The sequence below is a fragment of the Lentzea jiangxiensis genome (genome assembly GCF_900104175.1).
In the GTDB taxonomy this organism is placed as follows: Bacteria; Actinomycetota; Actinomycetes; order Mycobacteriales; family Pseudonocardiaceae; genus Lentzea; species Lentzea jiangxiensis.
In genome coordinates this window covers 44,296-67,878 of sequence record NZ_FNIX01000025.1, presented here as the reverse complement: position 1 = coordinate 67,878, position 23,583 = coordinate 44,296, and the positions used below count along the sequence as shown (strand labels likewise).

Annotated in this window: 30 protein-coding genes and 1 tRNA gene; 13 read left to right on the top strand and 18 right to left on the bottom strand. The window is 70.3% G+C overall.

The annotated features are described in order from the left end of the window. Positions 1 to 16: 16 nt before the first annotated feature. Positions 17 to 226 (bottom strand): hypothetical protein, encoded by a 210-nt coding sequence (locus tag BLQ91_RS36100; RefSeq protein ID WP_176960139.1) that lies wholly within the window; start codon positions 224 to 226, stop codon positions 17 to 19. A 354-nt stretch (positions 227 to 580) separates the two neighbouring features. Here BLQ91_RS36100 and BLQ91_RS36095 point away from each other — a divergent pair, with 354 nt between their 5' ends. From BLQ91_RS36095 to BLQ91_RS36085, 3 genes are all read left to right on the top strand, one after another. Next, positions 581 to 1,150, top strand: coding sequence for a hypothetical protein (locus BLQ91_RS36095; protein WP_090104471.1), 570 nt, complete (start codon positions 581 to 583; stop codon positions 1,148 to 1,150). Between the two features lie 138 nt (positions 1,151 to 1,288). Then, positions 1,289 to 1,702, top strand: coding sequence for a hypothetical protein (locus BLQ91_RS43175; protein ID WP_245734176.1), 414 nt, complete (start codon positions 1,289 to 1,291; stop codon positions 1,700 to 1,702). A gap of 79 nt (positions 1,703 to 1,781) precedes the next feature. Further along, complete coding sequence (locus BLQ91_RS36085) at positions 1,782 to 1,982, top strand: tyrosine-type recombinase/integrase (protein ID WP_090104469.1); 201 nt, start codon at positions 1,782 to 1,784, stop codon at positions 1,980 to 1,982. A gap of 82 nt (positions 1,983 to 2,064) precedes the next feature. Here BLQ91_RS36085 and BLQ91_RS36080 read toward each other — a convergent pair. From BLQ91_RS36080 to cmk, 6 genes are all read right to left on the bottom strand, one after another. Further along, a tRNA-Pro gene (locus BLQ91_RS36080) sits at positions 2,065 to 2,138 on the bottom strand. Between the two features lie 173 nt (positions 2,139 to 2,311). After that, positions 2,312 to 3,427, bottom strand: a complete 1,116-nt coding sequence (locus tag BLQ91_RS36075; RefSeq protein WP_245734174.1) for a sensor histidine kinase — start codon at positions 3,425 to 3,427, stop codon at positions 2,312 to 2,314. Beyond that, entirely contained in the window at positions 3,421 to 4,053 is a 633-nt protein-coding gene (locus BLQ91_RS36070; protein WP_245734172.1) for a response regulator, read from the bottom strand. Before BLQ91_RS36070 ends, BLQ91_RS36075 begins: the two co-directional genes overlap by 7 nt. Positions 4,054 to 4,116: 63 nt before the next feature. Next, positions 4,117 to 5,538: a ribosome biogenesis GTPase Der gene (gene der / locus BLQ91_RS36065; protein WP_090104465.1), complete on the bottom strand. Its 1,422-nt coding sequence runs from the start codon at positions 5,536 to 5,538 to the stop codon at positions 4,117 to 4,119. Further along, complete coding sequence (locus BLQ91_RS36060; protein WP_090104463.1) at positions 5,535 to 6,167, bottom strand: lysophospholipid acyltransferase family protein; 633 nt, start codon at positions 6,165 to 6,167, stop codon at positions 5,535 to 5,537. The genes der and BLQ91_RS36060 overlap by 4 nt, the downstream gene beginning before the upstream one ends. Further along, the gene (gene cmk / locus BLQ91_RS36055; protein WP_245734186.1) at positions 6,164 to 6,850 is read right to left on the bottom strand and encodes a (d)CMP kinase; all 687 of its coding nucleotides are present in this window, start codon (positions 6,848 to 6,850) and stop codon (positions 6,164 to 6,166) included. The genes BLQ91_RS36060 and cmk overlap by 4 nt, the downstream gene beginning before the upstream one ends. Before the next feature lie 241 nt (positions 6,851 to 7,091). Here cmk and BLQ91_RS36050 point away from each other — a divergent pair, with 241 nt between their 5' ends. Further along, positions 7,092 to 7,532, top strand: a complete 441-nt coding sequence (locus BLQ91_RS36050; RefSeq protein ID WP_245734170.1) for a pyridoxamine 5'-phosphate oxidase family protein — start codon at positions 7,092 to 7,094, stop codon at positions 7,530 to 7,532. A 174-nt stretch (positions 7,533 to 7,706) separates the two neighbouring features. On the opposite strand, the gene BLQ91_RS36045 is transcribed toward BLQ91_RS36050, so the two are convergent. Both BLQ91_RS36045 and BLQ91_RS36040 read right to left on the bottom strand, forming a co-directional pair. After that, a complete protein-coding gene (locus tag BLQ91_RS36045) occupies positions 7,707 to 8,021 on the bottom strand; it encodes an STAS domain-containing protein (RefSeq protein WP_090104459.1) in 315 nt (104 codons plus the stop codon). A gap of 224 nt (positions 8,022 to 8,245) precedes the next feature. Further along, on the bottom strand, positions 8,246 to 9,361 hold the full coding sequence (locus BLQ91_RS36040; RefSeq protein ID WP_090104457.1) for a DUF1015 family protein: 1,116 nt from the start codon (positions 9,359 to 9,361) through the stop codon (positions 8,246 to 8,248). 18 nt (positions 9,362 to 9,379) lie between these two features. Here BLQ91_RS36040 and BLQ91_RS36035 point away from each other — a divergent pair, with 18 nt between their 5' ends. From BLQ91_RS36035 to BLQ91_RS36015, 5 genes are all read left to right on the top strand, one after another. Beyond that, positions 9,380 to 9,853 carry a cation:proton antiporter regulatory subunit gene (locus BLQ91_RS36035; protein ID WP_090104455.1) on the top strand — a complete coding sequence of 158 codons (474 nt, stop codon included), beginning with the start codon at positions 9,380 to 9,382 and terminating at the stop codon, positions 9,851 to 9,853. A gap of 26 nt (positions 9,854 to 9,879) precedes the next feature. Beyond that, the gene (locus BLQ91_RS36030) at positions 9,880 to 11,031 is read left to right on the top strand and encodes a cation:proton antiporter (protein WP_240010527.1); all 1,152 of its coding nucleotides are present in this window, start codon (positions 9,880 to 9,882) and stop codon (positions 11,029 to 11,031) included. Between the two features lie 64 nt (positions 11,032 to 11,095). After that, complete coding sequence (locus BLQ91_RS36025) at positions 11,096 to 12,253, top strand: S8 family peptidase (RefSeq protein WP_090104451.1); 1,158 nt, start codon at positions 11,096 to 11,098, stop codon at positions 12,251 to 12,253. After that, positions 12,250 to 12,471, top strand: coding sequence for a hypothetical protein (locus BLQ91_RS36020; RefSeq protein WP_245734169.1), 222 nt, complete (start codon positions 12,250 to 12,252; stop codon positions 12,469 to 12,471). Before BLQ91_RS36025 ends, BLQ91_RS36020 begins: the two co-directional genes overlap by 4 nt. Positions 12,472 to 12,568: 97 nt before the next feature. Beyond that, positions 12,569 to 13,033 carry a DUF6319 family protein gene (locus tag BLQ91_RS36015; RefSeq protein WP_245734168.1) on the top strand — a complete coding sequence of 155 codons (465 nt, stop codon included), beginning with the start codon at positions 12,569 to 12,571 and terminating at the stop codon, positions 13,031 to 13,033. A gap of 82 nt (positions 13,034 to 13,115) precedes the next feature. Here BLQ91_RS36015 and BLQ91_RS36010 read toward each other — a convergent pair whose 3' ends face one another. Together BLQ91_RS36010 and BLQ91_RS36005 are read right to left on the bottom strand one after the other, a co-directional pair. Then, positions 13,116 to 14,087, bottom strand: a complete 972-nt coding sequence (locus BLQ91_RS36010; protein WP_090104449.1) for a quinone oxidoreductase family protein — start codon at positions 14,085 to 14,087, stop codon at positions 13,116 to 13,118. A gap of 2 nt (positions 14,088 to 14,089) precedes the next feature. After that, on the bottom strand, positions 14,090 to 14,890 hold the full coding sequence (locus BLQ91_RS36005; protein ID WP_090104447.1) for an SDR family NAD(P)-dependent oxidoreductase: 801 nt from the start codon (positions 14,888 to 14,890) through the stop codon (positions 14,090 to 14,092). A 130-nt stretch (positions 14,891 to 15,020) separates the two neighbouring features. On the opposite strand from BLQ91_RS36005, the gene BLQ91_RS36000 reads away from it, so the two are divergent. Then, positions 15,021 to 15,773, top strand: a complete 753-nt coding sequence (locus BLQ91_RS36000) for an SDR family oxidoreductase (protein ID WP_245734166.1) — start codon at positions 15,021 to 15,023, stop codon at positions 15,771 to 15,773. Between the two features lies 1 nt (position 15,774). Continuing rightward, positions 15,775 to 16,227, top strand: coding sequence for a MaoC family dehydratase (locus BLQ91_RS35995; protein ID WP_090104443.1), 453 nt, complete (start codon positions 15,775 to 15,777; stop codon positions 16,225 to 16,227). Positions 16,228 to 16,230: 3 nt separating this feature from the next. On the opposite strand, the gene BLQ91_RS35990 is transcribed toward BLQ91_RS35995, so the two are convergent. Further along, positions 16,231 to 16,797 carry a TetR/AcrR family transcriptional regulator gene (locus BLQ91_RS35990; RefSeq protein ID WP_090104522.1) on the bottom strand — a complete coding sequence of 189 codons (567 nt, stop codon included), beginning with the start codon at positions 16,795 to 16,797 and terminating at the stop codon, positions 16,231 to 16,233. Positions 16,798 to 16,835: 38 nt separating this feature from the next. Between BLQ91_RS35990 and BLQ91_RS35985 the strand changes: the two genes are divergently transcribed. Continuing rightward, on the top strand, positions 16,836 to 17,891 hold the full coding sequence (locus BLQ91_RS35985) for a DUF2855 family protein (RefSeq protein WP_090104440.1): 1,056 nt from the start codon (positions 16,836 to 16,838) through the stop codon (positions 17,889 to 17,891). On the opposite strand, the gene BLQ91_RS35980 is transcribed toward BLQ91_RS35985, so the two are convergent. From BLQ91_RS35980 to BLQ91_RS35965, 4 genes are read right to left on the bottom strand one after another with little or no spacing between them, the layout of a single operon-like run. Next, positions 17,881 to 18,423 carry a 3'-5' exonuclease gene (locus BLQ91_RS35980; protein WP_090104438.1) on the bottom strand — a complete coding sequence of 181 codons (543 nt, stop codon included), beginning with the start codon at positions 18,421 to 18,423 and terminating at the stop codon, positions 17,881 to 17,883. The genes BLQ91_RS35985 and BLQ91_RS35980 overlap by 11 nt on opposite strands. Before the next feature lie 29 nt (positions 18,424 to 18,452). Continuing rightward, the gene (locus tag BLQ91_RS35975; RefSeq protein WP_090104436.1) at positions 18,453 to 19,211 is read right to left on the bottom strand and encodes an SDR family NAD(P)-dependent oxidoreductase; all 759 of its coding nucleotides are present in this window, start codon (positions 19,209 to 19,211) and stop codon (positions 18,453 to 18,455) included. A 16-nt stretch (positions 19,212 to 19,227) separates the two neighbouring features. Beyond that, positions 19,228 to 20,424: an acetyl-CoA C-acetyltransferase gene (locus tag BLQ91_RS35970; RefSeq protein ID WP_090104434.1), complete on the bottom strand. Its 1,197-nt coding sequence runs from the start codon at positions 20,422 to 20,424 to the stop codon at positions 19,228 to 19,230. 12 nt (positions 20,425 to 20,436) lie between these two features. Next, positions 20,437 to 21,582 carry an acyl-CoA dehydrogenase family protein gene (locus BLQ91_RS35965; RefSeq protein ID WP_090104432.1) on the bottom strand — a complete coding sequence of 382 codons (1,146 nt, stop codon included), beginning with the start codon at positions 21,580 to 21,582 and terminating at the stop codon, positions 20,437 to 20,439. Positions 21,583 to 21,673: 91 nt separating this feature from the next. On the opposite strand from BLQ91_RS35965, the gene BLQ91_RS35960 reads away from it, so the two are divergent. Beyond that, complete coding sequence (locus BLQ91_RS35960) at positions 21,674 to 22,297, top strand: TetR/AcrR family transcriptional regulator (protein WP_090104431.1); 624 nt, start codon at positions 21,674 to 21,676, stop codon at positions 22,295 to 22,297. On the opposite strand, the gene BLQ91_RS35955 is transcribed toward BLQ91_RS35960, so the two are convergent. Both BLQ91_RS35955 and BLQ91_RS35950 read right to left on the bottom strand, forming a co-directional pair. Continuing rightward, positions 22,290 to 22,562, bottom strand: a complete 273-nt coding sequence (locus BLQ91_RS35955; RefSeq protein ID WP_090104430.1) for a GlsB/YeaQ/YmgE family stress response membrane protein — start codon at positions 22,560 to 22,562, stop codon at positions 22,290 to 22,292. The two genes, BLQ91_RS35960 and BLQ91_RS35955, sit on opposite strands and share 8 nt — an antisense overlap. A 106-nt stretch (positions 22,563 to 22,668) precedes the next feature. Beyond that, entirely contained in the window at positions 22,669 to 23,448 is a 780-nt protein-coding gene (locus BLQ91_RS35950; protein ID WP_090104428.1) for a sporulation protein, read from the bottom strand. Positions 23,449 to 23,583 lie beyond the last annotated feature (135 nt).

Below are 23,583 nucleotides of genomic sequence, written 5' to 3'. Positions count from 1 at the left end.
GCGCTGCAGCATCGGATCACGCCCCCGGGAAGGCGACCGGGTAATGCCGGTCCCCCAGTTGTCTGCCGGTGACCGGGCGTTCCTCGCGGCTCCGCCGCACCGACTTCGGGTCGCCGCTGAGCGACCTGCGCAACGGCCGGTCCGACGAGCGGGCCAGCTCAACGGAGTCCTTCCGGAACTGCTCCGGGTACTTGGGAGGACTGTCCCGCTCCCGGTTGCACTTCAAGAAGAGCGGCATCATGCGCGGCGCCGGGGAGCGACGTCATCGAAACGATCAAGCCGAAGAAACGAACGCCGACACGCCTTACGGCGCGCGAAGGACTGCCCGACAGGTCGACACCGAGGGACCAGAGGTCGCTGACCGAACTCGACAGCGCCTCAGAGAACCGCGTCGGTGGCTTGGGCGGCGAGTTTGGCGGGCAGGGGTACAGGTGGGAATGCGGCTCTACCGCGGTCGCACCCCGCCTCCGGCTACGCCCCCGGACCGGCCATGTCCTGGCACCCGGGGTCAGAGGTATTACCGCGATCGACTGAATTGTCGCCGTGCATCGACGCACGGGACCCAAGCCGAAGGAGAATCATGTCCCAGCGCAACACTTTCGTCCGCGCCATGCACGACATCGGTCTCGCCGCCTGGTTCGGCGGATCCCTTGCCGGGGCGGTCGCCGTCAACGGGGCTGCCGCCGACCTCCCGGACCGCAGGATGCGGCTGAAGGTGGCCAACGCCGGCTGGGCACGCTGGACACCAGTCAACGCCGCAGCCATCGGCATGCACTTGGTGGGCGGGACGGCGCTGCTGCGAGCCAACCGGGACCGTGTCGCCGATCAGCGCGGAGTAGCGGCCCAGACCGCTGCCAAGCTCGTCCTGACCGGAGCCGCGCTGGCGGTGACCGGCTACAGCAGGACGCTGGGCAAGAAGCTGCGCGCCGCCGACGGCGTCCCGGTCGAGGGCGGCACCACCCCGGCGGAATCCACCCCGCCGGAGATCGCGCACCTTCAACGGCAACTGGACGTCTGCCAATGGCTGATCCCGGCCCTCACCGGCGGGATCTCGCTGCTCACGGCCTTGGCCGGGGAGCAGCAGCGGCCCGGCCAGCAATCGAGCGGGATGTCCCGCAAGCTGGCGCAGTGGCTACACCGCGGAGCGTGAACCGGCCGCGATGCCCCTGTGCCTAGCGATAACTCCCTCCATGCAGGTCAGAAGCGAGCTCGGGACACGGGCTCGGGATGGCCCGCAAGGATGCTCGTGTTCCACGGGCTTGTCGGTGACGCGGCATGATGACCGGCTGTGCTGCTCCAACTGGCCTACCTGGGCGTCACCAACGCCTTTGCGCTGCTGCGCCTGTTGCCCATGAGCGACCGGGACAAGGACACGGAGATCCTGGCACCACGGCACCAGATCACGATCCTGGAACGCCAACTGGGTAAGGACCGCCCTCGGTTCTCCCCCGCCGACCGGGCGTTCCTCGCGGCACTGCTGCACCGACTCCCGGCCGCCACGCTTCATCGGCTCCGGCTACTGGTACGTCCGGAGACGGTGCTGCGGTGGCACCGCGACCTCATCGCACGCCGCCACGCAGCCAGATCCCGCCCCAAGCATGTGCCTGCCGAAAACGTCATCCATGCAGGTGGCAGAGGGCCTATCGAGACCATGCACGGAAGCGGTCATGATCCCGCCCTGCTGCCGACAAGCACGGCATGATGACCGGCCATGCTGCTCCGACTGGCCTACCTAAGCGTGACCAACGCGTTCGCGTTTCTGCGCCTGTTGCCCATGAGCGATGGGGACAAAGCACGACCTGCGCCACTTCGCCGCGACCACGATGCTCAGCTCACAAGTTCCACTCGCCATGGCATCGAAGACGCTGCGCCACTCGACCTTGTCGACAACAACGGAGATCTACGGTCACCTGCTCCGCCATGTTGCCCTCGATGCGGTGAGAGCGATCGAGACGGCATTGAAAGAAGCCGAGGCGGCGTAGCGCGACCACTTTACGACCACAATCGAGCAAAAACGACACCAGCGGGTTTACCTCGAAAGGTAAACCCGCTGGTCATTGGCCGTCGGGACGACAGGATTTGAACCTGCGACCCCTTGACCCCCAGTCAAGTGCGCTACCAAACTGCGCCACGTCCCGGCCGCACTCCCGGTTCCCCGGCGTGCATGGGAAATCCTACAACACCCTGCACAGAGATCAAAAACGGCCCCCACCACAGGCCGTGAGCTGCGGAAATACGGCAGGGACCCGAAGTTCGGGTCCCTGCGCCCCTCGGTCCGACCGATCCCCCGATCCTCGACCGACACCCTGAACTATGCGGTGGCGGCGTCGCGGGCGCCACCGCCGAAAGTCGAGTCTTGTACGTCAACCTTCGACTTACCGGGTGGTAGGACGGCGCTGACGCTGAAGCCGCCGTCGGCGCGGTAGGAGGTGGTCAGGGTGCCGCCGGCCAGGCGGACTCGCTCGGACAGGCCGTGCAGGCCCGCGCCTCCGCCGTCACCCGGCGAAGGTGATTCCCCTGGCCCGTTCACCACCGAGACCAGGACGGGTGAGCCGCGGTTCACGGTCACGGTCACGGAGGCGCCTGGGGCGTGTTTCGTCACGTTGGTCAGGGCTTCCTGGACCACTCGGAACAGGGCGCGTGACACTGCCGGCGACAGAGGTGCGTCGCCTGTTTCGGAGAGGGTCACGGACACGCCTGCCACGCGGGCTCGGTCGACCAGCTCTTGCAGGGACGGGTAGGTGGTGTCGGAGTTCAGCAGGCCCAGGGCGGCTCGCATCTCGGCGAGTGATTCCTTTGCGAGGGAACGCAGGCGCAGCGCGGTCTCGCGGACGGTGTCGTCCGGGGCCGTGGCGGCCAGGGCGGCTGACTCGACTGCTATCAGGGTGGCGTGGTGGCCTACCGCGTCGTGGATCTCGCGGGCTATCCGGGCTCGTTCCGCTGCTCGGGCGGAGGTTTCTCGAGCTTCCAGCTCCGCGGCTCGGGCTCTGCGGGTTTCGTACAGGGACGTGGTCAGTTCCTTGCGGGTGGTGACGAGGGCGCCGAGGACGGTGGGGGCGGCGGCCAGGCCGAAGGCGAAGGCTGTGGCCAGGAGCAGCGGGCCTGGGGGGATGGACTCGGTCAGGAGTACCGGTGCTATCGAGGCGACGGTCATCGCGATCATCCAGAAGACCTGTCGCGGGATGGACTTCTCCTTGCGGCCCAGGCGGAACTGGGCGACGAGCGCCGGGGCCCAGCCGAGGCCGCCGGCTACGGCCGGGATGCAGATCAGGGAGGCGAGCCACGGCCAGCGCAGGCGTGTGGAGAGGAGCAGTGCGGCGATGACAGCTGTCCACAGCGACCACGGGAACGGGCGGTCCTGGGTCAGGAGGACTACGCCCGTGGTGATGCCCACGGTGAGGACCTCGCGCAGGACTGCCTTCACCACGCACCGACCTGGTGGGCGACCAGGGCCGCCTGCACCCGGTTCTCCACTCCCAGTTTGGTGAGGACGGTGGACACGTAGCTCTTCACCGTCGCCTCGGACAGGCAGAGCTGCTCGGCGATCGAGTGGTTCGAGCGGCCGCTGGCGACCAGTTCGAGCACCTGGCGTTCGCGTGCGGACAGCGAATTCAGCTGGCGGTTGGCGCGGAAGCCCCTCAGGCGGGGAAGCAGGCGGGCGGTGATGCGCGGGTCCAGGACCGCGCCGCCGGCGGCGAGATCCACCACGGCGCGGACGAGGGCCTCGGGTTCGGCGTCCTTCAGCAGGAAGCCCTGGGCGCCCAGGTCCAGGGCGGTCGCCACGTAGTCGTCGAGGTCGAACGTGGTCAGCACGGCGATGGCCGGCGGGGTGGCCCACGTGCGCAGGCGGCGCACGGCCTCCAGGCCGTCGACGCCGGGCATCTGGACGTCGACCAGCACGACGTCCGGCAGGTGGGCCAGGACGACCTCGACCAGTTCGGCGCCGTCGGCCGCCTCGCCGACCACCTCCACCCGGCCATCGGCTTCGAGGAGGACTTTCAGGCCCCGCCGCAGCAGGGCCTCGTCGTCGGCTAGCACCACTCGTACGGCCACCAACCCAACCAACCGCACCCCGTCACGAAGGGCAACCGGCTGGTCGGGTCATCAACGGGTGAGCTACTTCTTGCCTGCGCCGGCCTTCTTCTTCTCGCGCACGCGCACGGAGATGCGGACCGGGCTGCCCTCGAAGCCGAACTCCTCGCGCAGCCTGCGCTCGATGAAGCGGCGGTACGACGCCTCGAGGAAACCGGTCGTGAACAGCACGAACGTCGGCGGGCGGGTCGAGGCCTGGGTCGCGAACAGCACCTTCGGCTGCTTGCCGCCGCGCACGGGCGGCGGGGTCGCGGCGATGAGCTCGGTCAGCCACTGGTTCAGGCGGCCGGTCGGGACTCGGGTGTCCCACGAGTTCAACGCCGTGCGCAACGCCGGCGCGAGCTTGTGCACGGCGCGGCCGGTCAGGGCCGAGATGTTGACCTTGTCGGCCCACGGGACGCGCACCAGGCCGCGTTCGAGCTCGCGGATCATCTCGTTGCGGCGGTCCTCGTCGACGAGGTCCCACTTGTTGAACGCCAGCACGCAGGCGCGGCCCGACTCGACGACCATCGTCAGCACGCGCAGGTCCTGCTCGGCGAGCGGCTCGTGGGCGTCGAGCAGCACGATCGCGACCTCGGCGGTCTCGATCGCGGACTTCGTGCGCAGCGAGGCGTAGTACTCGGCGCCGCTCTCGAACTTCACCCGCTTGCGCAGACCGGCGGTGTCGACGAAGCGCCAGATCTCGCCGTCGAGCTCCACCAGCGAGTCGACCGGGTCGACGGTGGTGCCGGCGACCGAGTCGACGACCGAGCGGTTCTCGCCGGTCAGGCGGTTGAGCAGCGACGACTTGCCGACGTTCGGCTTGCCGACGAGCGCCACGCGCCGGGGGCCGCCGCTGCGGGCGCCGAAGTCGTCGCGCGGGGTCTCGGGCAGCTTGTCGAGGATCACGTCGAGCAGGTCACCGGAGCCGCGGCCGTGCAGGCCGGAGACCGGGTACGGCTCGCCGAGGCCCAGCGACCACAGCGACGCGATGTCGGCCAGCAGCCGGTCGTCGTCCACCTTCGACGCGCACAGGATCACGGGCTTCTTCGACCGGCGCAGGACCTTCGCGACGGCCTCCTCGGTCGACGTCGCGCCGACGGAGCCGTCCACGACCAGCAGGATCACGTCCGCGGTCGCCATCGCGAGCTCGGCCTGGGCGGCCACGGAGGCCTGCAGCCCGACCGCGTCCGGCTCCCAGCCACCCGTGTCGACCACGGTGAACTTGCGGCCGTTCCACAGCGCGTCGTACGCCACGCGGTCACGCGTCACGCCCGGCACGTCCTGCACCACGGCCTCACGGCGGCCGATGATGCGGTTGACCAGCGTGGACTTGCCGACGTTCGGCCGTCCGACCACCGCGAGCACCGGCTGTGGCGGCGCGGATTCCCCGCCGCCCTCGCCGTCGAGGTCGTCGAAGGCTGACCAGTCGGCCTCGTCCTCCCAGGTGCCGTCCAGGTCCGTCATCGTCTTCCCTCACTCGCACGTTGTCCGTCTAGTTCGGCGACCAGTGTCGCCAGGCGGTCGCGCACCTGCTCGGTCGCAACGCCCAGGGCGGCTCGTCCCTTCCCCTCGGGGAGGTGGAACGGCTCACCGATCAGCACGTCGACCTCGGGCCGCCAGCCCTTCGCCTGGTAGGTCCCGCGGCAGGCGATCGGCAGCACCACCGCGCCGGAGGTCTTGGCCAGCCACGCCGCGCCGTTCTGCGCGTTCGCCACGTCGCCCTCGCCGCGCGTGCCCTCGGGGAAGACCCCGATCACACCGCCTGCTCTGAGCACGGACAACGCGCTGGTCAGCGCTGTGCGGTCGGCCTCCTGCCGCTTGACGGGGATCTGCCCGATCTTGCGCAGGAGGTAGCCGACGACGCCTTGGAACATCTCCTGCTTGATCAGGAACGTCACGCGCCGGGGCAGCACCCCGAACAGGATCGGCCCGTCGGCCATCGAGCTGTGGTTGGCGACGACGACCACGCCGCCGCTCAAGGGTACGCGGTCGCGCCCGTGCACCCGCAGCCGGAACTGCCAGGCGTAGGGGACGCGCCCGATCCAGCGCCCGAGGTCGAACAGCCAGGGCAGTGTCCCCTCGGGAACGCTCACCCGGTCACCCGCAGCCCGCGCTCGTGCACGAGCTCGAGCAACGCGTCGATGGTGCCCGCGAGGTCGAGGTCGGTGTTGTCGAGCTCCACCGCGTCTTCGGCCGCCTTCAACGGCGACACCGCGCGCGACGAGTCGTAGTCGTCCCGGCGCTGCACGTCCGCCAGCACCGCGTCCACAGTGGACTGACGGCCGGCGGCGTTGTCCTGCTTGGTCCTGCGCACGGCCCGCGCGTCGGCCGACGCCGTCAGGTAGACCTTCAGCGGGGCGTCCGGCGACACGACGGTGCCGATGTCACGCCCCTCGACGACGATGCCGCCCACGTGGTCCAGCGCGTCCGCGATGATCGCGCGCTGCTGGGCCACGAGCAGCTCCCGCACGTGCCGCGCCGCGGACACCGGCGACACCGCGAGGGTCACCTCGGGGCCGCGGATCTCCGCCGACACGTCGTCGCCGTCGAGCGTGATGCCCGGCCGAGCGGGGTCGGTGCCGACGACCAGCACCGCGTTGTCCGCGACCTCGGCGACCTCCGCCTCGTCAGCCGGGTCCACTCCCGCGCGCAGCACCGCCACCGTGATCGCCCGGTACATCGAGCCGGTGTCGAGGTAGCGCGCGTCCAGCGCCATCGCGAGCCGCTTCGCGACGGTGGACTTGCCGGTGCCGGACGGTCCGTCGAGAGCGACCACACCGCGCAACTGACCCTGGCCCACCGCAGCTCCCTCCGAGACACCCACGGCCCACATTGTGCCTGGTGCGAACGCTCACACCGCAGGCGGGACAGTCCACGGCCGCTCCGGCGCGACAGCCGCGTCCGTGATCGCCCGCCGCCGGTGGCCCGTCGCAACGGTATCGATCGGTGGAATTCGCAACAGCCGCGCTGCGCCGGGGCCGATTCCGTGAGCGCATCACCGAACTCACGGAGGACCAGTGACCACCACCGGACAGCGCGGCGCCGTCGAGGCGTTGCTGCACCGCACGCTCGCCGCGCACAAGTCGATGTTCCTCGCCACGGCCGGTTCGGACGGCTCGTGGGTGAGCGGCGTGTACTTCACCGAACGGGGGCCGCACGAGCTCGTTCTCGTGCTGGAGGAGCGCGGGCGGACGCTCAAGGCGATCAGGGAGAACCCCGAGGTGTCGCTGGTCGTGTCCACCGGGTCGCCGATGGAGCCGTTCCTGCAGGCGCGCGGTACGGCCGTGGTGGTCGGCGGCGCCGAGGACGAGCTCGTGCGGCAAGCGCTCGTGGCGAAGGTGTCCGAGGCGGGCCCGTTCCTCGCCACGCCGGTCCGGGCGGTCAAGGTGGCCGTGCCGCGGTGGCGCGTCACGGACATCCCCAACGGGTGGCTGCCCGGCAAGGACTTCGGCGCCTGACGGCCTTCAGTGGTCGAGGCCGGTCTCGACGTGCGCCGGCGGCTGGATCACGCGGGGCGGGGAGCCGGGGACGGCGATCTCGGTCGCGGACCAGCGGCACGTCCCCCAGGCGCGCGGCGCGGGCGGCGAACTCCGGGACCCTTCCAGCGGCGTCCTCAGTGGACAGCCCGGACATCATTGTTCGACAACGATGTTCGGGAACTTCAGCGTGAGTCCGAGCAGGTTCACGACGTAAGCGGCCCAGCCGCCGCCGAGCAGCACCAGCCGCCGCTCGCCCAGCGCCTCGGCGGTCTCGATGAGCACGTGCAGGCCGCTCGAGCCGATGAACGTCAGGCCGGTGAAGTCGACCACCACGTCGCCGTCCCCCGAGGCGCGGGCGAGGGCGAGCTCCGACCTCAGCAGGTCGCTCGTGGTCAGGTCGACCTCACCGGTCAGCGCCACCACGGCGTCGTGGCGGCGCACCCGCAGCAAGCCTCGTTCCGGTTCCATCGTCGGTGCCTCACAGGCGGGAGACCGCGAACCTGGTTCCCCACGATGAGACGTCAGCGGGTCCACGACCACCAGGGCCGGTGGACTCCGAAGCGCCTCTTTCTGCCACGGGGTCTCTTCCTGGGGCGAAGGTCCGGGAAGAGACCCCGTGAGCGCGTACCCCCGGAGTCTGTTCCCGCGCCGGACCGGGTGACCAGGGCCGAACGAACCCGCCGGGCAGGGACCTACGGTGACAGGTCGGCCAGCAGGAGCCCGCTGCGCGGCTTGGGGGTGAAGTACGTGCTCTTGCGCGGCATCTTCCCGCCCTCCAGCACCTCCCGCAGCGGCACGGGCGCGATCAGCAGCACCGCCTCGGCCTCGACGGACGGGTCGACGACCGGCCGCACGCACGGGCTCTCCGGGTCCAGCCCGAGAGCGGCTCCCAGCAGCAACGACTCCACGACGGCGTGGTCGACCCCCTTGCCGGCGGGCAACTCGACGCGCAGCACCTCGTCGGGACAGCGCACCACGACCACACCCGGCTCCGGATCCACGACGTAGGGCAGCGACGACACCGTCAGCCCCACGCCCTCCCACGCCGCCACCAGGTCGGACGCGCCCAGCCCCGTCCCGGCGATCGCGCGGTGGATCGGCCCGACCCGCAGCCCCGGCCCGGACGTCACCAGCGCGAGCAGGCCGGACAGCCCCGCCTCGCGCGCCGCCGCGACCCGGTGGTTGCCGTCCGCGACGAGCAACGGGTGCGCGCCCGCCGCCCGCAGGAACGCCTCCTGCGCCTCCCCCGGTCCGACGAGCCACACCCAGTGCCGCCGCCCGCCGGAGTCCACGAGCGACACGGCGGGCTCCCCGGTCATGCCGAGCACGAGCGACGTCAGCCGGTCGTGCGGGGTGACCGGGATCAGCATGGCCGCGCTCGTCGCGATGCCCAGCGACGCCAGCACCCGGCCGCGTTCGGCGACCACGTCCGGGTAGACGTCCTCGGTGTGCTCGATCGCGTCCGGGTCGACGAGGCAGAGCAGCCCGCACGCCGTGCCGTCCGGCCCGTCGACCCGGTACGGCGCGACGACGTCGGTGACCTCCCGGTAGGCCCGCCGGATCAACGCCGCGAGCTCGGTGCGGGCGGCGGGCAGCGCGTCGAGCAGCCCGGTGCCGGCGGCCAGCGCGGCGGGCGTGCGGTGCGGGTGCTGCACGGCGAGCAACGTGCCGTGCGGGGCTCTCGCGAGCGCCCCGATCACCTGACCGGGTTCGGCGAACTCGTCGACGTCCGGGCCGGGCACGCGCTCCCGGACGATCCAGCCCCGGCGCACGGGGCCCACGCGGAGCGTCCTCGATGTTTCGGACATGCACGTATCATGATCTGTGTGAACGTAGAGATCACGCCCCTGCCGGGCATCGGCACGCGTCAGGACTTCATGATCCGTGCCGGCCGTCGCGTCGGTGTGATCACGTACCGGGACGGCCGGTTCGAGCTCATCCTCTCCAAGGCGAGCGATCCGGACTCCTGCGCGGCGTCGATACCCCTCTCACCGGAGGAGGCGAGCACGCTCGCGGGCCTGCTCGGCGCGCCGCAGCTCGTCGCCCACCTGCGCGAGGAGACCCGCGACATCGCGGGCATCACCACCCGCCAGCTGCCGGTCACCGCCTTCGCGAACCGCACGCTCGGCGAGACCGCTCTGCGCACCAGGACCAGTGTGTCCGTCGTGGCCGTCGTCCGCGCGGGCAACGCGCATCCGTCGCCCGGCCCCGACTTCCTCTTCGAAAACGGCGACCTCGCGGTCGTCGTCGGCACCGCGGAAGGCCTCGACGCCGCCGCTGAGATCCTCCACGGCGGTTAATCACAGTGCACGAGACAACAATCGCCATGATCCAGCTCGGCGCGGTGTTCTTCGGCCTCGGCCTGCTGGGTCGTGTGGCTCGGCGTGCCGGAATCTCCCCGATCCCGCTCTACCTGGTCGGTGGACTGGCGTTCGGGCACGGCGGGCTGGTCCCGTTGCACGGCATCGAGGAGTTCACGCACCTCGCCAGCGAGATCGGCGTCGTGCTGCTCCTGCTGCTCCTCGGCCTCGAGTACTCGGCGTCGGAGCTCACGACCGGTTTGAAGAAGTCGTGGATGGCCGGTGTGCTCGACCTGGTGCTCAACTCGGCGCCGGGCGCGATCGCGGCGCTGCTGCTGGGCTGGGGCCCGGTCGGCGCGCTGGCGATGGCGGGCGTCACGTACATCTCGTCGTCGGGCATCGTCGCGAAGGTCCTGGGCGACCTGGGGCGGCTCGGCAACCGCGAGACGCCGGTCGTGCTGTCCGTGCTCGTGTTCGAGGACCTCGCGATGGCCGTGTACCTGCCGGTGCTCACCGCCGTGCTCGCGGGTGTGAGCTTCCTCGGCGGGCTCACCTCGGTCGGCATCTCGCTGTTCGCCATCACCGTGGTCCTGGTGGTGGCGTTGAAGTACGGCCGGTTCATCTCAGCCATTGTGGACAGTCCCGACCACGAGGTGTTCCTGCTCAAGCTGCTCGGCTCGGCCCTGCTCGTCGCGGGCGTCGCCTCGCAGCTGCAGGTGTCGGCGGCGGTCGGCGCGTTCCTGCTCGGCATCGCGATTTCCGGCTCGACCGCCGAGAACGCCACGCGCCTGCTCGAACCGCTCCGGGACCTGTTCGCCGCGATGTTCTTCGTGGTGTTCGGCCTCAACACCGACCCGCGCTCGATCCCGCCCGTCCTCGGCATCGCGGTGGCGCTGGCCGCCGTCACGACGGCGACGAAGGTCTTCACCGGCTGGTGGGCGGCGCGGCGCCAGGGCATCGGCAAGATGGGCCGCATGCGTGCGGGAGCGGCGCTCGTCGCGCGCGGCGAGTTCTCCATCGTCATCGCCGGCCTGGCCGTGGCGTCGGGCCAGGTGAGCTCCGAACTGGCCGCCCTCGCGACCGCGTACGTGCTCCTGATGGCCATCCTGGGCCCGATCGCGGCCAAGTACGTTGAGCCGATCGGTGAATTCTTCGCACGCAGACGGCAAATGGCCTGAAACAACTGCCCCGATGTGACGACTCTCTAGTGAGGGCTCAACAGGAGAGTAGGGGTGAATCCTCATGACCGAACCCGCGGAAGTGGAGACCACAGGTCGTTTCCTCGTGCTGTTGCAGGAGGACGCGGTCGAAGAGGGCTTGGCCGAACTCGGCGCCATCGCCGGGTTCGACCCGAACAGCGGTGACCTGGACGCGGACGCCGTCCAGGTCTTCGCGGAACTGGGCGTCGCGGTCGTGTCCGCGGACCCGAACCTGCTGGCCGAGCTGAACGGCGCCGCCGAGCGCCCCGGCCCGGTCCAGATCGTCGAGCCGGAACGCGTCGTGCACGTGTTCGCGGCGCCGGCGGAAGAGGAGGCGCCGGAGGCGGTGGCCGACGAGTCCGTGCTGACCTGGGGGCTGCAGGCGGTCGGCGCGGACGTCAGCACGGCCACCGGCAAGGGCATCAAGATCGCGGTCCTGGACACCGGCTGGGAGAAGAACCACCCGGACTTCACCGGCCGCGCCATCACCACGAAGTCGTTCATCACCGGCGAGGACGTGCAGGACGGCCACGGCCACGGCACGCACTGCGTCGGCACGTCCGCGGGCCCGCGCAAACCCGCGACCCCGCCCGGCTACGGCGTCGCCCACGAGGCCGAGATCTTCGCGGGCAAGGTGCTGTCGAACGCGGGCTCCGGCACCGACGGCGGCATCCTCGCGGGCATCGACTGGGCCGTCGCGAACGGCTGCGCCATCGTCTCGATGTCCCTGGGCGCCGACGTCCCGGTGAACACGCCGTACTCGCAGATCTACGAGACGGTCGCCCAGCGCGCGCTGGCCAAGGGCACGCTGATCATCGCCGCGGCGGGCAACGCCTCCTCACGTCCGGCGCGCATCGCACCGGTCGGCCACCCGGCCCGCTGCCCCAGCATCATCGCGGTGGCGGCGATCGACGTGAACCGCGCGATCGCGTCGTTCTCCTCGGGTTCGGCGGACAAGATCGGCCAGATCGACGTGTGCGCACCGGGCGTGGACGTCTACTCGTCGTTCAAGCTGCCGGAGAAGTACCGCCGCCTGCGCGGCACGTCGATGGCGACCCCGCACGCGGCGGGCGTGGCCGTCCTGATCGCGGAGAAGACCGGAGCCCGCGGCCACGAGCTGTGGGCACGCCTCGTCGGCACCGCCCTGCGCCTGCCCCTGCCGTCCACCGACATCGGCAGCGGACTAGTCCAGGCGCCATGACCGCTCCGGTGGACCAGGTGATGGTCTCCGTGGCGGAGGACACCCTCCCGCAGGTCCTCGACGACCTGCGGGAGGCCGGTCTGGTCGTCGACACGGTCCTCGAAGCGCTGGGCGTCGTGACCGGCACGGCGGAGGTCAGGGCCATCCCGGCCCTGCAGGCCGTACCAGGCGTCCTGGACGTGGAACGGCAGTGGCGCGTACAGCTCCCGCCGTACTGACTGACTAGGCTCTGCGCTGACCCCGCTCACGTCTGATCGAACACGTGTTCTACGCTGTGCCCGGGGTCACGTCGTTGCGCAGAGAGGAAACCTGATCGTGTCGGACACGCTCACCGAGGTGCAGGCAGTCGAGGAGACCGTCGTGGAGGAGACTCCGGCGCCGGCCCCCGCGGCCGAGAAGGCCGAGGCTCCGAAGCCGGTGGAGGCCCCGAAGCCCGCCGAGGCTCCGAAGGCCGAAGCCCCCAAGGCTGAGAAGCCGAAGGCCGGCCGCCCGAAGAGCACGGCGAAGAAGACCCGCACCGTCGAGCTCACGCTCACGGTGACCGGCACCGCCGAAGGCGAATGGCAGGCGGACCTGGTCCACGGCACGCAGCGAGTCGTGTCGGGCCTGGTGATCCCGGCCATCGCGGTGGCGAAGGCGGCCAAGGAGCTGCACGAGGACATCGCCGAGGGCATCGAGTCGGTGCTCGAGGCGGCGCGCGACCAGCACCGCACCCGCATGGAGGAGCTGGAAGCCGAGCTGGCCAGGGTGAAGGCGCAGCTGGCGGAGCTCTCCGAGTAGGACCCGCAGGACCGGGAGGGGCGGCCGCTTCGGCGGACCGCCCCTCCCGGCGTTTCACCGGCCTGGTGACGGCGGTGTTCGGTCAGCGCGACGGGTCGAGCAGGAGCTTCCCGGTCGTCTTCCGCGACCGGAGGTCCTCGTGAGCCTGCCGGATCTCCCCCAACCCGTACTCCCCACCGGGAACAGCCTTCACCTTCCCGTCCACCACCAGCGCGAACAGCTCCGCCATGGCGCGATGGGCGAGCGTCCCGTGCTCCGCGTCCCGGACCCTCAGCGCGTGCGGCAGCCACATACCCGCAACGGTCGTGGAGTGCACCAGCAACGCCCCGAGGTCGACCGGCTTCGGCCTTTCCCGCGAGGCCATGCCGTAAAACGCAAGGCGCCCGAACGGAGCCAGCGCCACCAAGGACTGGTCAGTGGTAGCCCCTCCGGTCATGTCCAGCACGACGTCGACCCGCCGCCCGCCGTTCGCCTCGATCAGCGCGGCGGTCATGTCCGGCGAACGCGAGTCGACGGCGACGTCAGCCCCCAGGTCCAGGGCCAGCTTCCGCTTGTCGTCGGAAGAAGCCGTGGCGATGACCCGCCCGGCACCCCACAACTTGGCCAGCTGGACGGCGATCGTGCCCACGCCACCGGCGGCGGCGTGCACGACGACCGACTCGCCGGGCTCCATGTGGGTCGACTTCCGCAGCAACAACCAGGCGGTGGCGCCCTGGACGACCAACGACAGCGCCGTCAGGTCGTCGACGCCGTCAGGAACGTCGAAGGTGGTCAGAGCGGGAGCGACGGCCTTCTCCGCGTAACCACCGGAGCTCTTCGTCAGGGCGACGACCCGGCGGCCGTCCGCGGTGACCCCGGCGACCTCGCCGCCGGGAACCATCGGCAGCTCCATCTTCGCCAGGTAGGAGTTCTCCGCCTGGTGCGTGTCCGCGTAGTTCAGGCCGGCGCGCGAGACGTTGATCAGCACCTCGCCCTCACCCGCGACGGGGTCGGGCAGCTCCACCTGCTGCAACACCTCGGGGCCACCGAACTCGGTGATCTGAATGGCACGCACGGTCAGTTCTCCTTGAGCGCGATCGAAACGGGGTCCTTGTGGGCGCCCTGGATCCGCGAGCCGTCCGCGGCGCGCGGGCCGGGCGGGTTGCGGAAGCCGAACGGCTCGGACTCGCGGCCGGCCTGGACGAACCAGGCCTCGCCGGTGCCCGAACCCTCCACGATGGACATGAAGGTGTCGACGACGGCCGACACGGGCAGGATCGGCATGCCGATCTCCTCCAGCGTGGACCGCAGCGGCGTGATGATGCCGGTGTCGGCGAACGCGGGGCACAGGGCGTTCACGCGCACGTCGGGGTAGGCGCCGCCGAGCGAGCGGACCAGGCCGACCACGGCGGCCTTGTTGGCGCCGTAGACCGGGTCGCCGGGCATCGGCATGAGGCCGGCCATCGACGCCGTGGCGATGATCTGGCCGCCGCGCTCGCGGATCGCGGGCAGCGCGTGGTGCGCGCCGTAGACGACGCCGTCGAGGTTGATGGCCATCGCGCGGCGGTAGGTCTCGACGTCGAAGTCGTCGCCCAGCGAGCAGCCCGTGCCGATGCCGGCGTTCAGGAAGGCGATGTCGAGGCCGCCGAACTCCCGGACGGCGAGCGCCACGGCGTCGGCCGAGTCCGACGGCACGGTCACGTCGCACCGCACGAACACGCCACCGACCTCGTCGGCGACGGCTTTGCCCTGCTCGGCGTCGATGTCGGCCACGACGACGCGCACGCCGAGCGATGCCAGACGCCGGGCGGACGCGGCGCCGATGCCGTTGGATCCGCCCGTGATGAGCGCGACCTTGCCGGTGAGTTCCACGGGCACCTGCCTCCTCGTATTGCCACATTCCGACCAGTCGGTATGGTCGTCTCGACGACGCTGGACGTCAAGGCGACTGATAGGTACGTTACTAAGCGCTTGCTTAGCTCACCATCCCCTCACCGAAGGAGGACCCGTGGCCGACAGGGTTGCGATCGTCACCGGCGCGGCGCGCGGCATCGGTGCCGCGGTCGCGCAGCGCCTCGCCGCGGACGGCCTGGCCGTCGCGCTGCTCGACCTCGACGAGCAGGGCGTGCTCGACGGCGCGGACAAGATCGTCGCGAGCGGTGGGCGCGCCATCGGCCTGAAGGTCGACGTCGCCGACGAGGAGCAGGTCGAGGCCGCGGTCGCGAAGGTCGCCGAGGAGCTCGGCGCGCCGACCGTGCTGATCAACAACGCCGGTGTGCTGCGCGACAACCTGCTGTTCAAGATGTCCGCGAGCGACTGGGACACGGTCATGAACGTGCACCTGCGCGGCGCGTTCCTGATGAGCAAGGCCGTGCAGGCCCACCAGACGAAGGAAGGCTTCGGCCGCATCGTCAACCTGTCGAGCACGAGCGCGCTCGGCAACCGCGGCCAGGCCAACTACTCCGCCGCCAAGGCCGGTCTGCAGGGCTTCACGAAGACCCTCGCCATCGAGCTCGGCAAGTTCGGCGTCACGGTCAACGCGATCGCGCCCGGTTTCATCGCCACCGAGATGACGAAGGCGACCGCCGAGCGCATGAAGATCTCGTTCGAGGACCTCGTCAACGGCGCGGCGCAGGCCATCCCGGTCGCGCGCGTCGGACAGCCGGAGGACATCGCGCACACCGCGTCGTTCCTCGTCAGCGAGGGTGCCGGCTTCGTGTCCGGCCAGGTCATCTACGTCGCCGGCGGACCGAAGGACTGAGATGCGCGCTTTCGAGAACATCGACGAGCTGGTCGCCGCCAAGGGGCAGCACCTCGGCTTCGGCGAGTGGCACGAGATCACGCAGGAGCAGGTCGGCCTCTTCGCCGACGCGACGCTGGACCACCAGTGGATCCACATCGACGTCGAGAAGGCGAAGCAGGGCCCGTTCGGCGGACCGGTCGCGCACGGCTACCTGACGCTCTCGCTGGTGCCGTACCTGGTGCGCGACGTCTACACCGTCAAGAACATCAAGATGGGCGTCAACTACGGCAGCAACAAGGTCCGCTTCCCGCAGCCGGTGCTCGTCGGGGCCAGGGTGCGCGGCGGGGTCGAGCTGCTCGACGTCACGGACATCGCGCTGGGCAAGCAGCTCGTGACCAAGGTCGTCATCGAGATCGAGGGCAGCGAGAAGCCCGCGTGCGTCGCCGAGATCGTCAGCGTGATCGTCCCCTGACGATCAGGCCTTGAGGCTGTGGATCAGCAGGTCCGCGTAGTGCTCGGCGAGCCGCCCGGGCGGGATGTCCCCGTCCGGGCGGTACCACGTGCCGAGCTGGTGCAGCGACCCGAAGAAGTAGTACGTGGCGACGTCGGCGGGCACGTCGGCGCGGAACGTCCCGTCCTGCTGCCCCTCCTCGACCAGCGCGCGGAACATCTCGTGGAAGCGCCGCCGTTCGGCCCGCACCTCACGCTGCTTCTCGGCCGAGAGGTGGTTCATCGAGCGGAAGAACACCTTCGCGGCGTCGAAGTCGTCGATGCTCGTGACGATGACGTCGACCGCGGCCTCGCGCAGCCGCTTGGTGACCGGCCCGTCCGCCGCGGCGATCTTCTTCAGGTGCTCGGTCTGCAGGCGCAGCAACCGCCCGTAGATCTCGTGCAGCAGGTCGTCCTTCGACCCGAAGTAGTGGTACATCGCGCCCTTGGTGACACCGGCGTGTTCCACGACCTCCTGCACGGCGACCCGCTCGTACCCCTTGTCCGCGAACAGGCGGGTGGCGGCGTCGATCAGTCTTTCAGGCACGGTCACGACCGGAGCGTACCGCCCGACCGAGGAGAACCCAGGCAATGATCAGTGGCTGGACCATCGTCGTCGACCGCGGCGACCTCGCCGGAACCGAGGTCCTGCGCGACGAACCGCCCTCCGCGTCCGACCTGTCGGACTGCGAGGTGCTGCTGCGCGTCAGCCGGGTCGGCCTGACCGCCAACAACGTCACCTACGGCGTGATCGGCGACGCCATCGGCTACTGGGGCTTCTTCCCGGCGGGCGGCCCGGGCCGGGGCGTGATCCCGCTGTGGGGCTTCGCCGACGTCGTAGAGTCCACAGTGGATGCCCTGCCGGTCGGCACGCGCGTCTACGGCTACCTGCCGATGGCCAGCCACCTGGTGGTCCGGGCGCGGCTGACCTCGTCCGGGTTCGTGGACACGGCCGATCATCGCGCCGAGCTGCCGGCCGTCTACAACAGCTACCTCGTGACGTCGTCCGACCCCGCCTACGACGCGTCGCTCGAGGACCTGCAGGTGCTGTACCGCCCGTTGTTCTTCACGTCGTTCCTGCTCGCGGACCAACTGGCGGACAACGACTTCCACGGCGCCCGCACCGTCGTGATCTCGTCGGCGTCCAGCAAGACGGCGTTCGGCACGGCCCACCGCCTGCGCTCCCGCGGAGTCCGGCTCGTGGGTCTCACGTCGCCTCGCAACGTGGAGTTCACGACCGGCCTCGGCCTCTACGACGCCGTGCTGCCCTACGGGGCCCCGGTGGACGTCGAACCGTCGGTGTACCTGGACTTCAGCGGCTCGCCGGACGTCCGCTCCGCGCTGCACGACCGCCTCGGCGCCGATCTCGTGGAGGACATCTCGATCGGCCTGACGCACCAGGCCACGTCGCAGGACCCGCGCACGTCGTCCTTCTTCGCGCCGGACCGCTTGCGCAAGCGCACCGCGGACTGGGGCGCGCAGGGGCTGGCGGAGCGGTTCGGGGAGGCGTGGCACGCGTTCACCGCTCAGGCCGGCGAGTGGGTCGCGATCGCGCACCACACCGGGCCGGAAGGGCTGGTCGAGGTGTGGCAGGCGGTGCTGAGCGGCGGGGCGGACCCGGGCACCGCCGACGTGATCACCTTCTGAGCAGGCCGGCCAGCAGTCCGGCGATGTTGAACGCGTCGTCGTGGCCGCGGTGGTGCGTGCCGTCGACCTCGCGGCCGGTGAGCCGCACCGCCTCGGCCATGCCGACCTCACGGGGCAGCGCGCGGCTCAGGGCGAAGAGCGTCTTGACGTTCACGTGCCGCGGCCCGAACGGGTAGCGGACGCCGAAGTCCGCGCACTGGCGTTCGAACATCTTGCGGTCGTAGTCGCCGTACGACGCCCAGACCCTGTTGTCCGACCTGTACTCCCTGCGCAGCAACGCGCACGCCTCCGCGAACGAGATGCCGCCGGCGACCTGGTCGGCGGTCAGGGTCGTGAGGCCGGTGCAGAAGCGGCTGACGGACGAGCGGGAAGGCCGCACGAGGATGCTGCGCCGATCGCCGCGCCTGCCCGACGCCACCTCGACCGGGCAGATGCCGATCTCGATGATCTCCGAGACCTCGCCCGGCGGCGGCGAGGCCTCCCAGCACGTCGACTCCACGTCGACGACCAGCACCTGGTCCAATGCGATCACGTGCTGATCGTCCCCGACGTGTCCAGCGGCTAAACGATGACGGCGCCGCCGTCGACGACGAGCGTCTCGCCCGTGACGTAGCCGCCTGCCGGTGAGGCGAGGAAGACGACGGCCGCGGCCAGCTCCTCCGGGTCGCCGACGCGGCCCGCGGGCAGCGACGCCCGCATCTTCTCCAGGTAGCCGGGCGGGTACTGGTCGGTCATCTCCGAGGCGAAGAAGCCGGGGCAGATCGCGTTGACGCGGATGCCCTTGCGGCCGGTCCACTGCTGCGCCAGGTCGCGCGTCAGGCCGAGCAGGCCCGCCTTGGAGGCCGAGTACGCGGCCTGCGGGATGCCGCCGGTCACGAGGCCCAGCACGCTGGAGATGTTGATGATCGAGCCGCCGGACGTCATGACCGCGGCGGCGGCCTGGGCCATCCAGTAGGCGCCGTTGAGGTTCACGTCCATGACGCCGAGGAACTCCTCCGGCGTCTCGCGCGACGCGGGCACGGCCGAGGCGACGCCCGCGTTGTTCACGAGGACCGAGACGGTGCCGAACTCGGCGGCGGCGCGCGCCACCTCGCGGCAGTCGTCGGGCTGCGAGACGTCGGCCTGCACGACCAGCGCCCGGCGGCCGGCGGCCTCGACGAGCAACGCCGTGTCCTTCAGCCGGTCCGCGCGGCGGGCGGCGAGCACGACGTCCGCGCCCGCCTCCGCCAGGCCCTTCGCGAACGCCACGCCGAGGCCGGAGGACGCGCCGGTGACGATCGCGACCTGTCCGTCCAGGCGGAACTTGTCCAGGATGCCCATCTTCGCCAGAGGCCCTTCAGCTCAGTCGTTCCAGGATGATCGCCATGCCCTGGCCACCGCCGACGCACATCGTCTCGAGGCCGAGCTGGGCGTCGCGGGCCCGCATGCCGTTGATCAGCGTCGTCATGATCCGCGCACCGGTCGAGCCGAACGGGTGGCCGAGGGCGATGGCGCCGCCGTGCACGTTCAGCCGGTCGACGTCGATGCCCAGCTGCCGCTGGCTGCCGAGCACCTGGACGGCGAACGCCTCGTTGATCTCCACCAGGTCGATGTCCGAAATGGACAGACCGGCGTGGTCCAGGGCCTGCTTCGTCGCGTCGACCGGGCCGAGTCCCATGATCTCCGGCGAGAGGCCCGAGACACCCGTGGACACGATGCGCGCCAACGGGGTCAGGCCGAGCTCGCGGGCCCGCACGTCGCTCATGACCACGACAGCGGCGGCGCCGTCGTTCAGGGGACAGCAGTTGCCCGCCGTGACCGTGCCCTCGGGCCGGAAGACGGGCTTCAGCGTCGACACGGCCTCGTAGGTCACGCCGGCGCGCGGGCCGTCGTCCGCGGAGACCACCGTGCCGTCGGGCAGGGTGACCGGCGTGATCTCGCGGGCGAAGAAGCCGTCCGCGATGGCCTTCTCCGCGAGGTTCTGCGACCGGACGCCGAACTCGTCCTGGTCGTGGCGCGAGATGCCGAGCTGCGTCGCGACGTTCTCGGCCGTCTGGCCCATCGCGATGTAGTAGTCGGGCAGCCGGCCGTCCAGGCGCGGGTCGGTCCACGGCGCGTTCGAGGCGGCGGTGTCGAGCGTCCGCTGCTGCGCCTCGTCGAACAACGGGTTGGACGACGGCACGCCGGAGTGCATGTACCGGGAGACGCACTCGACACCGGCCGAGATGAACGCGTGCCCCTCGCCCGCCTTGATGGCGTGGAAGGCCATGCGCGCGGTCTGCACCGACGACGCACAGAACCGGTTCACGGTCGTGCCGGGCAGGGTGTCGTACCCGAGCTGCACGGCGACGCGGCGCGCGATGTTCTGGCCGTGCTCGTCCTGCGGCTCGGCGCACCCGAGGTGCAGGTCGGTGATCTCGGACGCCGGGAGGTCGCCCAGCGCCGCCGAGATCACCTGCGCGGCCAGGTCGTCGGGCCTGATCGACGCGAGGGAACCCTTGCGGGCACGGCCGATCGGCGACCGGGCGGTGGAGACGATGACTGCTTCAGGCATGCCGTTCTCCTCTTACAGGCCCAGTTCGCGGCCGATGAGTTCCTTCATGATCTCGTTGGAGCCGGCCCAGATCTTCGTGACGCGGGCGTCCATCCACGCGCGGGCGACGCGGTACTCGGTCATGTAGCCGTAGCCGCCGTGCAGCTGCACGCAGGCGTCGATGACCTCGTTCTCGATGTCGGCGCTCCAGTACTTCGCCTGCGCCGCCTCGACCGGGCTCAGCTCACCGCGGACGTGCTGCATCGTCAGCGTGTCGACGAACGCCTGCGTGACGTCGAGCTTGGTGCGCAGCTCGGAGAGCAGGAACTTGTTGTGCTGGAACTTGCCGATCGCCTGGCCGAAGGCCTTGCGCTCCTTCACGTACTCGAGCGTCTCGTCGAAGATGCCCTGCGCGTGCGCCAGGTTCGAGATGGCGGCGCCGATGCGCTCCTGCGGCAGGCGTTCCATCATGTAGATGAAGCCCTGGCCTTCTTCGCCGATCAGGTTCGCGGCGGGCAGGCGCACGTCGGAGAAGAACAGCTCCGCGGTGTCGGACGGGTGCTGGCCGACCTTGTCGAGCTTGCGGCCGCGCTCGAAGCCCGGCATGCCGGTCTCGACGGCGAACAGCGAGATGCCGCGCGAGCCCTTCGACGGGTCGGTGCGGGCGGCGACGACGATCATGTCGGCGGTGTAGCCGTTGGTGATGAACGTCTTGGAGCCGTTGAGGATCCAGTCGTCACCGTCGCGCACGGCGTTGGTCTTCAGGGCGGCGAGGTCGGAGCCGCCGGACGGCTCGGTCATCGCGATGCCGGTCTTGATCTCGCCGGTGCACATGCCGGGCAGCCAGCGCTGCTTCTGCTCCTCGGTGCACAGGTCGACGAGGTAGGGCGCCACGACGTCGCCGTGGATGCCGAGCGAGGACGCGACCGCGGCGTTGACCCGGCACAGCTCCTCGGCGAAGACGGTGTTGAAGCGGTAGTCGTTCGCCCCGCTGCCGCCGTACTCCTCGGGGATCTCCAGGCCCAGCAGGCCCTGGCGCCCGGCCTCCAGCCACACGTCCCGGTCGATCACGCGCTGCTCGATGAACTTCTCGACGTTCGGCGTGATCGTGCGCTCGACGAACGCTTTCGCCGACTCCCGGAACGCGGCGTGATCCTCGTTGAACAGCGTCCGCTGCACGACTTACCTCCATACTAAGCGGTTGCTTAGCGCTAAGCGCACGCTTAGCGTGCAGTACGATCCATCACCTGTCAACACGCGAGGAGCACCGATGACGACGACCGGAGTGGACGGGTTCGCGCTGCTCGACGAGATCTGGCGCACGGTCACCCCGGAAGCCGCCCGCCGGATGCTCATCGCGGCCGTCCGCGCGTTCGCGGAAAAGGGATACCACGCCACGACCACCCGGGACATCGCCTCGCTCGCGGGGATGTCCCCCGCGGCCGTCTACATCCACTACCGCTCGAAGGAAGAGCTGCTCTTCAACATCTCGCTGGTGGGCCACGAGACGTCGCTGGCGCTGCTGGCGGGCATCGAGGGCGACGACGCGGTGGAACGGCTGAAGAACGCCGTGTCGGCGTTCGCGGGCTGGCACGCGGCGTTCCACACCACGGCGCGCGTGGTGCAGTACGAGCTGAGCGCGCTCTCCGCCGAACACCACGAGAGGGTGGCGGAGCTGCGCCGGCAGATCGAGCAGCGGATGCGGTCCTACCTCGAGGACGGCGTCGCGGAGGGCGTGTTCGACGTCCCGGACGTGAAGGGCGCGACCCTGGCCGTGCTGTCGCTGTGCATCGACGTCGCGCGCTGGTACCAGCCGGGCGGGAAGCGGACCCCGGACGAGATCGGCGCGCTGTACGCCGACCTCGTCCTGAGGATGGTCCGCCCCGCTACCTGACCGATTTGCGGCCGTACACGCCGGCCACCACGGACACGCCGACCGCGGCGAGCACGAGCTGGATGATCACCTCGATCCAGTCGATGCCGCGTGTGTCCCCCACACCCAGCAGCCGCGCGATCCACGTTCCGACGAACGCGGCCGCGATGCCGACCAGGATGGTCAGCCAGATCGGGATGTTCTGCCTGCCCGGCGCGAGCAGCTTGCCGAGCAGGCCCAGGACCAGCCCGATGATGATCGCGCTGATGACACCGCCGATGGACATGACCGCCTCCTCCCGCTGATGAACGGATCTCGGCCGAATCATCCCTTCGGAGGCCTAGATCCGCAGCGTGAGGAGCAGTGCGTTGGGCCTTTCGGCCCTGATCGGACTACCAGCGGCTGCCGGAGACCTGCGCCATCCACTGGTTGATCGTCGCGGTCCAGTCCGTGCCGACGGCCTGCTGGTGCGGCACGGCGAACCGGCCGTACGCGTCGCCGCCCGAGCGGAGCAGGCCGGCGCGCTTGTCCGCCTCCAGGACCACGTGCAGCTCGGTCGGCGTCGTCACGAACGTCAGCTCGACCTGCTTGAGGCGGCCGGAGAACTGCGGCGGCGGGTAGAACTCGATCTCCTGGTAGAACGGCAGCTGCTGCGGCACGCCGTAGATGCGGCCGCGCTCGTTGTCGGCCTTGGTGAAGCGGAAGCCCATCCGCCCGAACGCCTGGAGCACGGCGTCCTGCGACGGCAGCGGGTGCACCCAGATCGGGTCGAGGTCGCCGGGGTCGACGGCGCCGCGGACCTCGAGCTCGGTGCGCAGGCCGAGCTGCATGCCGTTGAGCTGCATGCCGCCGACGACGTTGAGCGGGCACTCGAACGGCACCGGGACCTGGAACGGCAGCGAGAGGTTCTGGTGCGGCTGGGCGATGATCCGCTGTCCCACGGAGAACTTGTGGAACTCCATGTTGGTGTTGTACTCGTTGTCGCCGCTCTCGACCTCGACGCGGGTGAGCAGCGCGAGCGTGACGTGGTCGATCTCGGCCGCGTGGTCGCCGCCCGCGATGCGCACCTCGCCGGACAGCACCTCGCCGGGCCGGACGTTCGGGTTCGTCAGCACCGTGTCGACAGTCGGCCCGCCCACGCCGAACGCGCGCATCATCCTCTTGAACACCACTGCGGCCTCCTGAATGCCCTTCGCATGTTTGCGGGGAGTCTGCCAACTGGATCGCCCCTTCGCGGGCGAAGTGTTCCGTTGACGCCTCGTCCCCACGATCGGTTCCGTATGGACTTCCGTTGACTTCAGATGGCA

Coding starts and splice junctions, on each gene's coding strand:
- BLQ91_RS36095 (WP_090104471.1), top strand. CDS start 581: ATGTCCCAGCGCAACACTTTCGTCCGCGCCATGCACGACATCGGTCTC.
- BLQ91_RS36085 (WP_090104469.1), top strand. CDS start 1,782: ATGGGGACAAAGCACGACCTGCGCCACTTCGCCGCGACCACGATGCTC.
- der (WP_090104465.1), bottom strand. CDS start 5,538: ATGACGGACCTGGACGGCACCTGGGAGGACGAGGCCGACTGGTCAGCC.
- BLQ91_RS36045 (WP_090104459.1), bottom strand. CDS start 8,021: ATGGAACCGGAACGAGGCTTGCTGCGGGTGCGCCGCCACGACGCCGTG.
- BLQ91_RS36040 (WP_090104457.1), bottom strand. CDS start 9,361: ATGTCCGAAACATCGAGGACGCTCCGCGTGGGCCCCGTGCGCCGGGGC.
- BLQ91_RS36030 (WP_240010527.1), top strand. CDS start 9,880: ATGATCCAGCTCGGCGCGGTGTTCTTCGGCCTCGGCCTGCTGGGTCGT.
- BLQ91_RS36025 (WP_090104451.1), top strand. CDS start 11,096: ATGACCGAACCCGCGGAAGTGGAGACCACAGGTCGTTTCCTCGTGCTG.
- BLQ91_RS36020 (WP_245734169.1), top strand. CDS start 12,250: ATGACCGCTCCGGTGGACCAGGTGATGGTCTCCGTGGCGGAGGACACC.
- BLQ91_RS35995 (WP_090104443.1), top strand. CDS start 15,775: ATGCGCGCTTTCGAGAACATCGACGAGCTGGTCGCCGCCAAGGGGCAG.
- BLQ91_RS35985 (WP_090104440.1), top strand. CDS start 16,836: ATGATCAGTGGCTGGACCATCGTCGTCGACCGCGGCGACCTCGCCGGA.
- BLQ91_RS35975 (WP_090104436.1), bottom strand. CDS start 19,211: ATGGGCATCCTGGACAAGTTCCGCCTGGACGGACAGGTCGCGATCGTC.
- BLQ91_RS35970 (WP_090104434.1), bottom strand. CDS start 20,424: ATGCCTGAAGCAGTCATCGTCTCCACCGCCCGGTCGCCGATCGGCCGT.
- BLQ91_RS35960 (WP_090104431.1), top strand. CDS start 21,674: ATGACGACGACCGGAGTGGACGGGTTCGCGCTGCTCGACGAGATCTGG.
- BLQ91_RS35955 (WP_090104430.1), bottom strand. CDS start 22,562: ATGTCCATCGGCGGTGTCATCAGCGCGATCATCATCGGGCTGGTCCTG.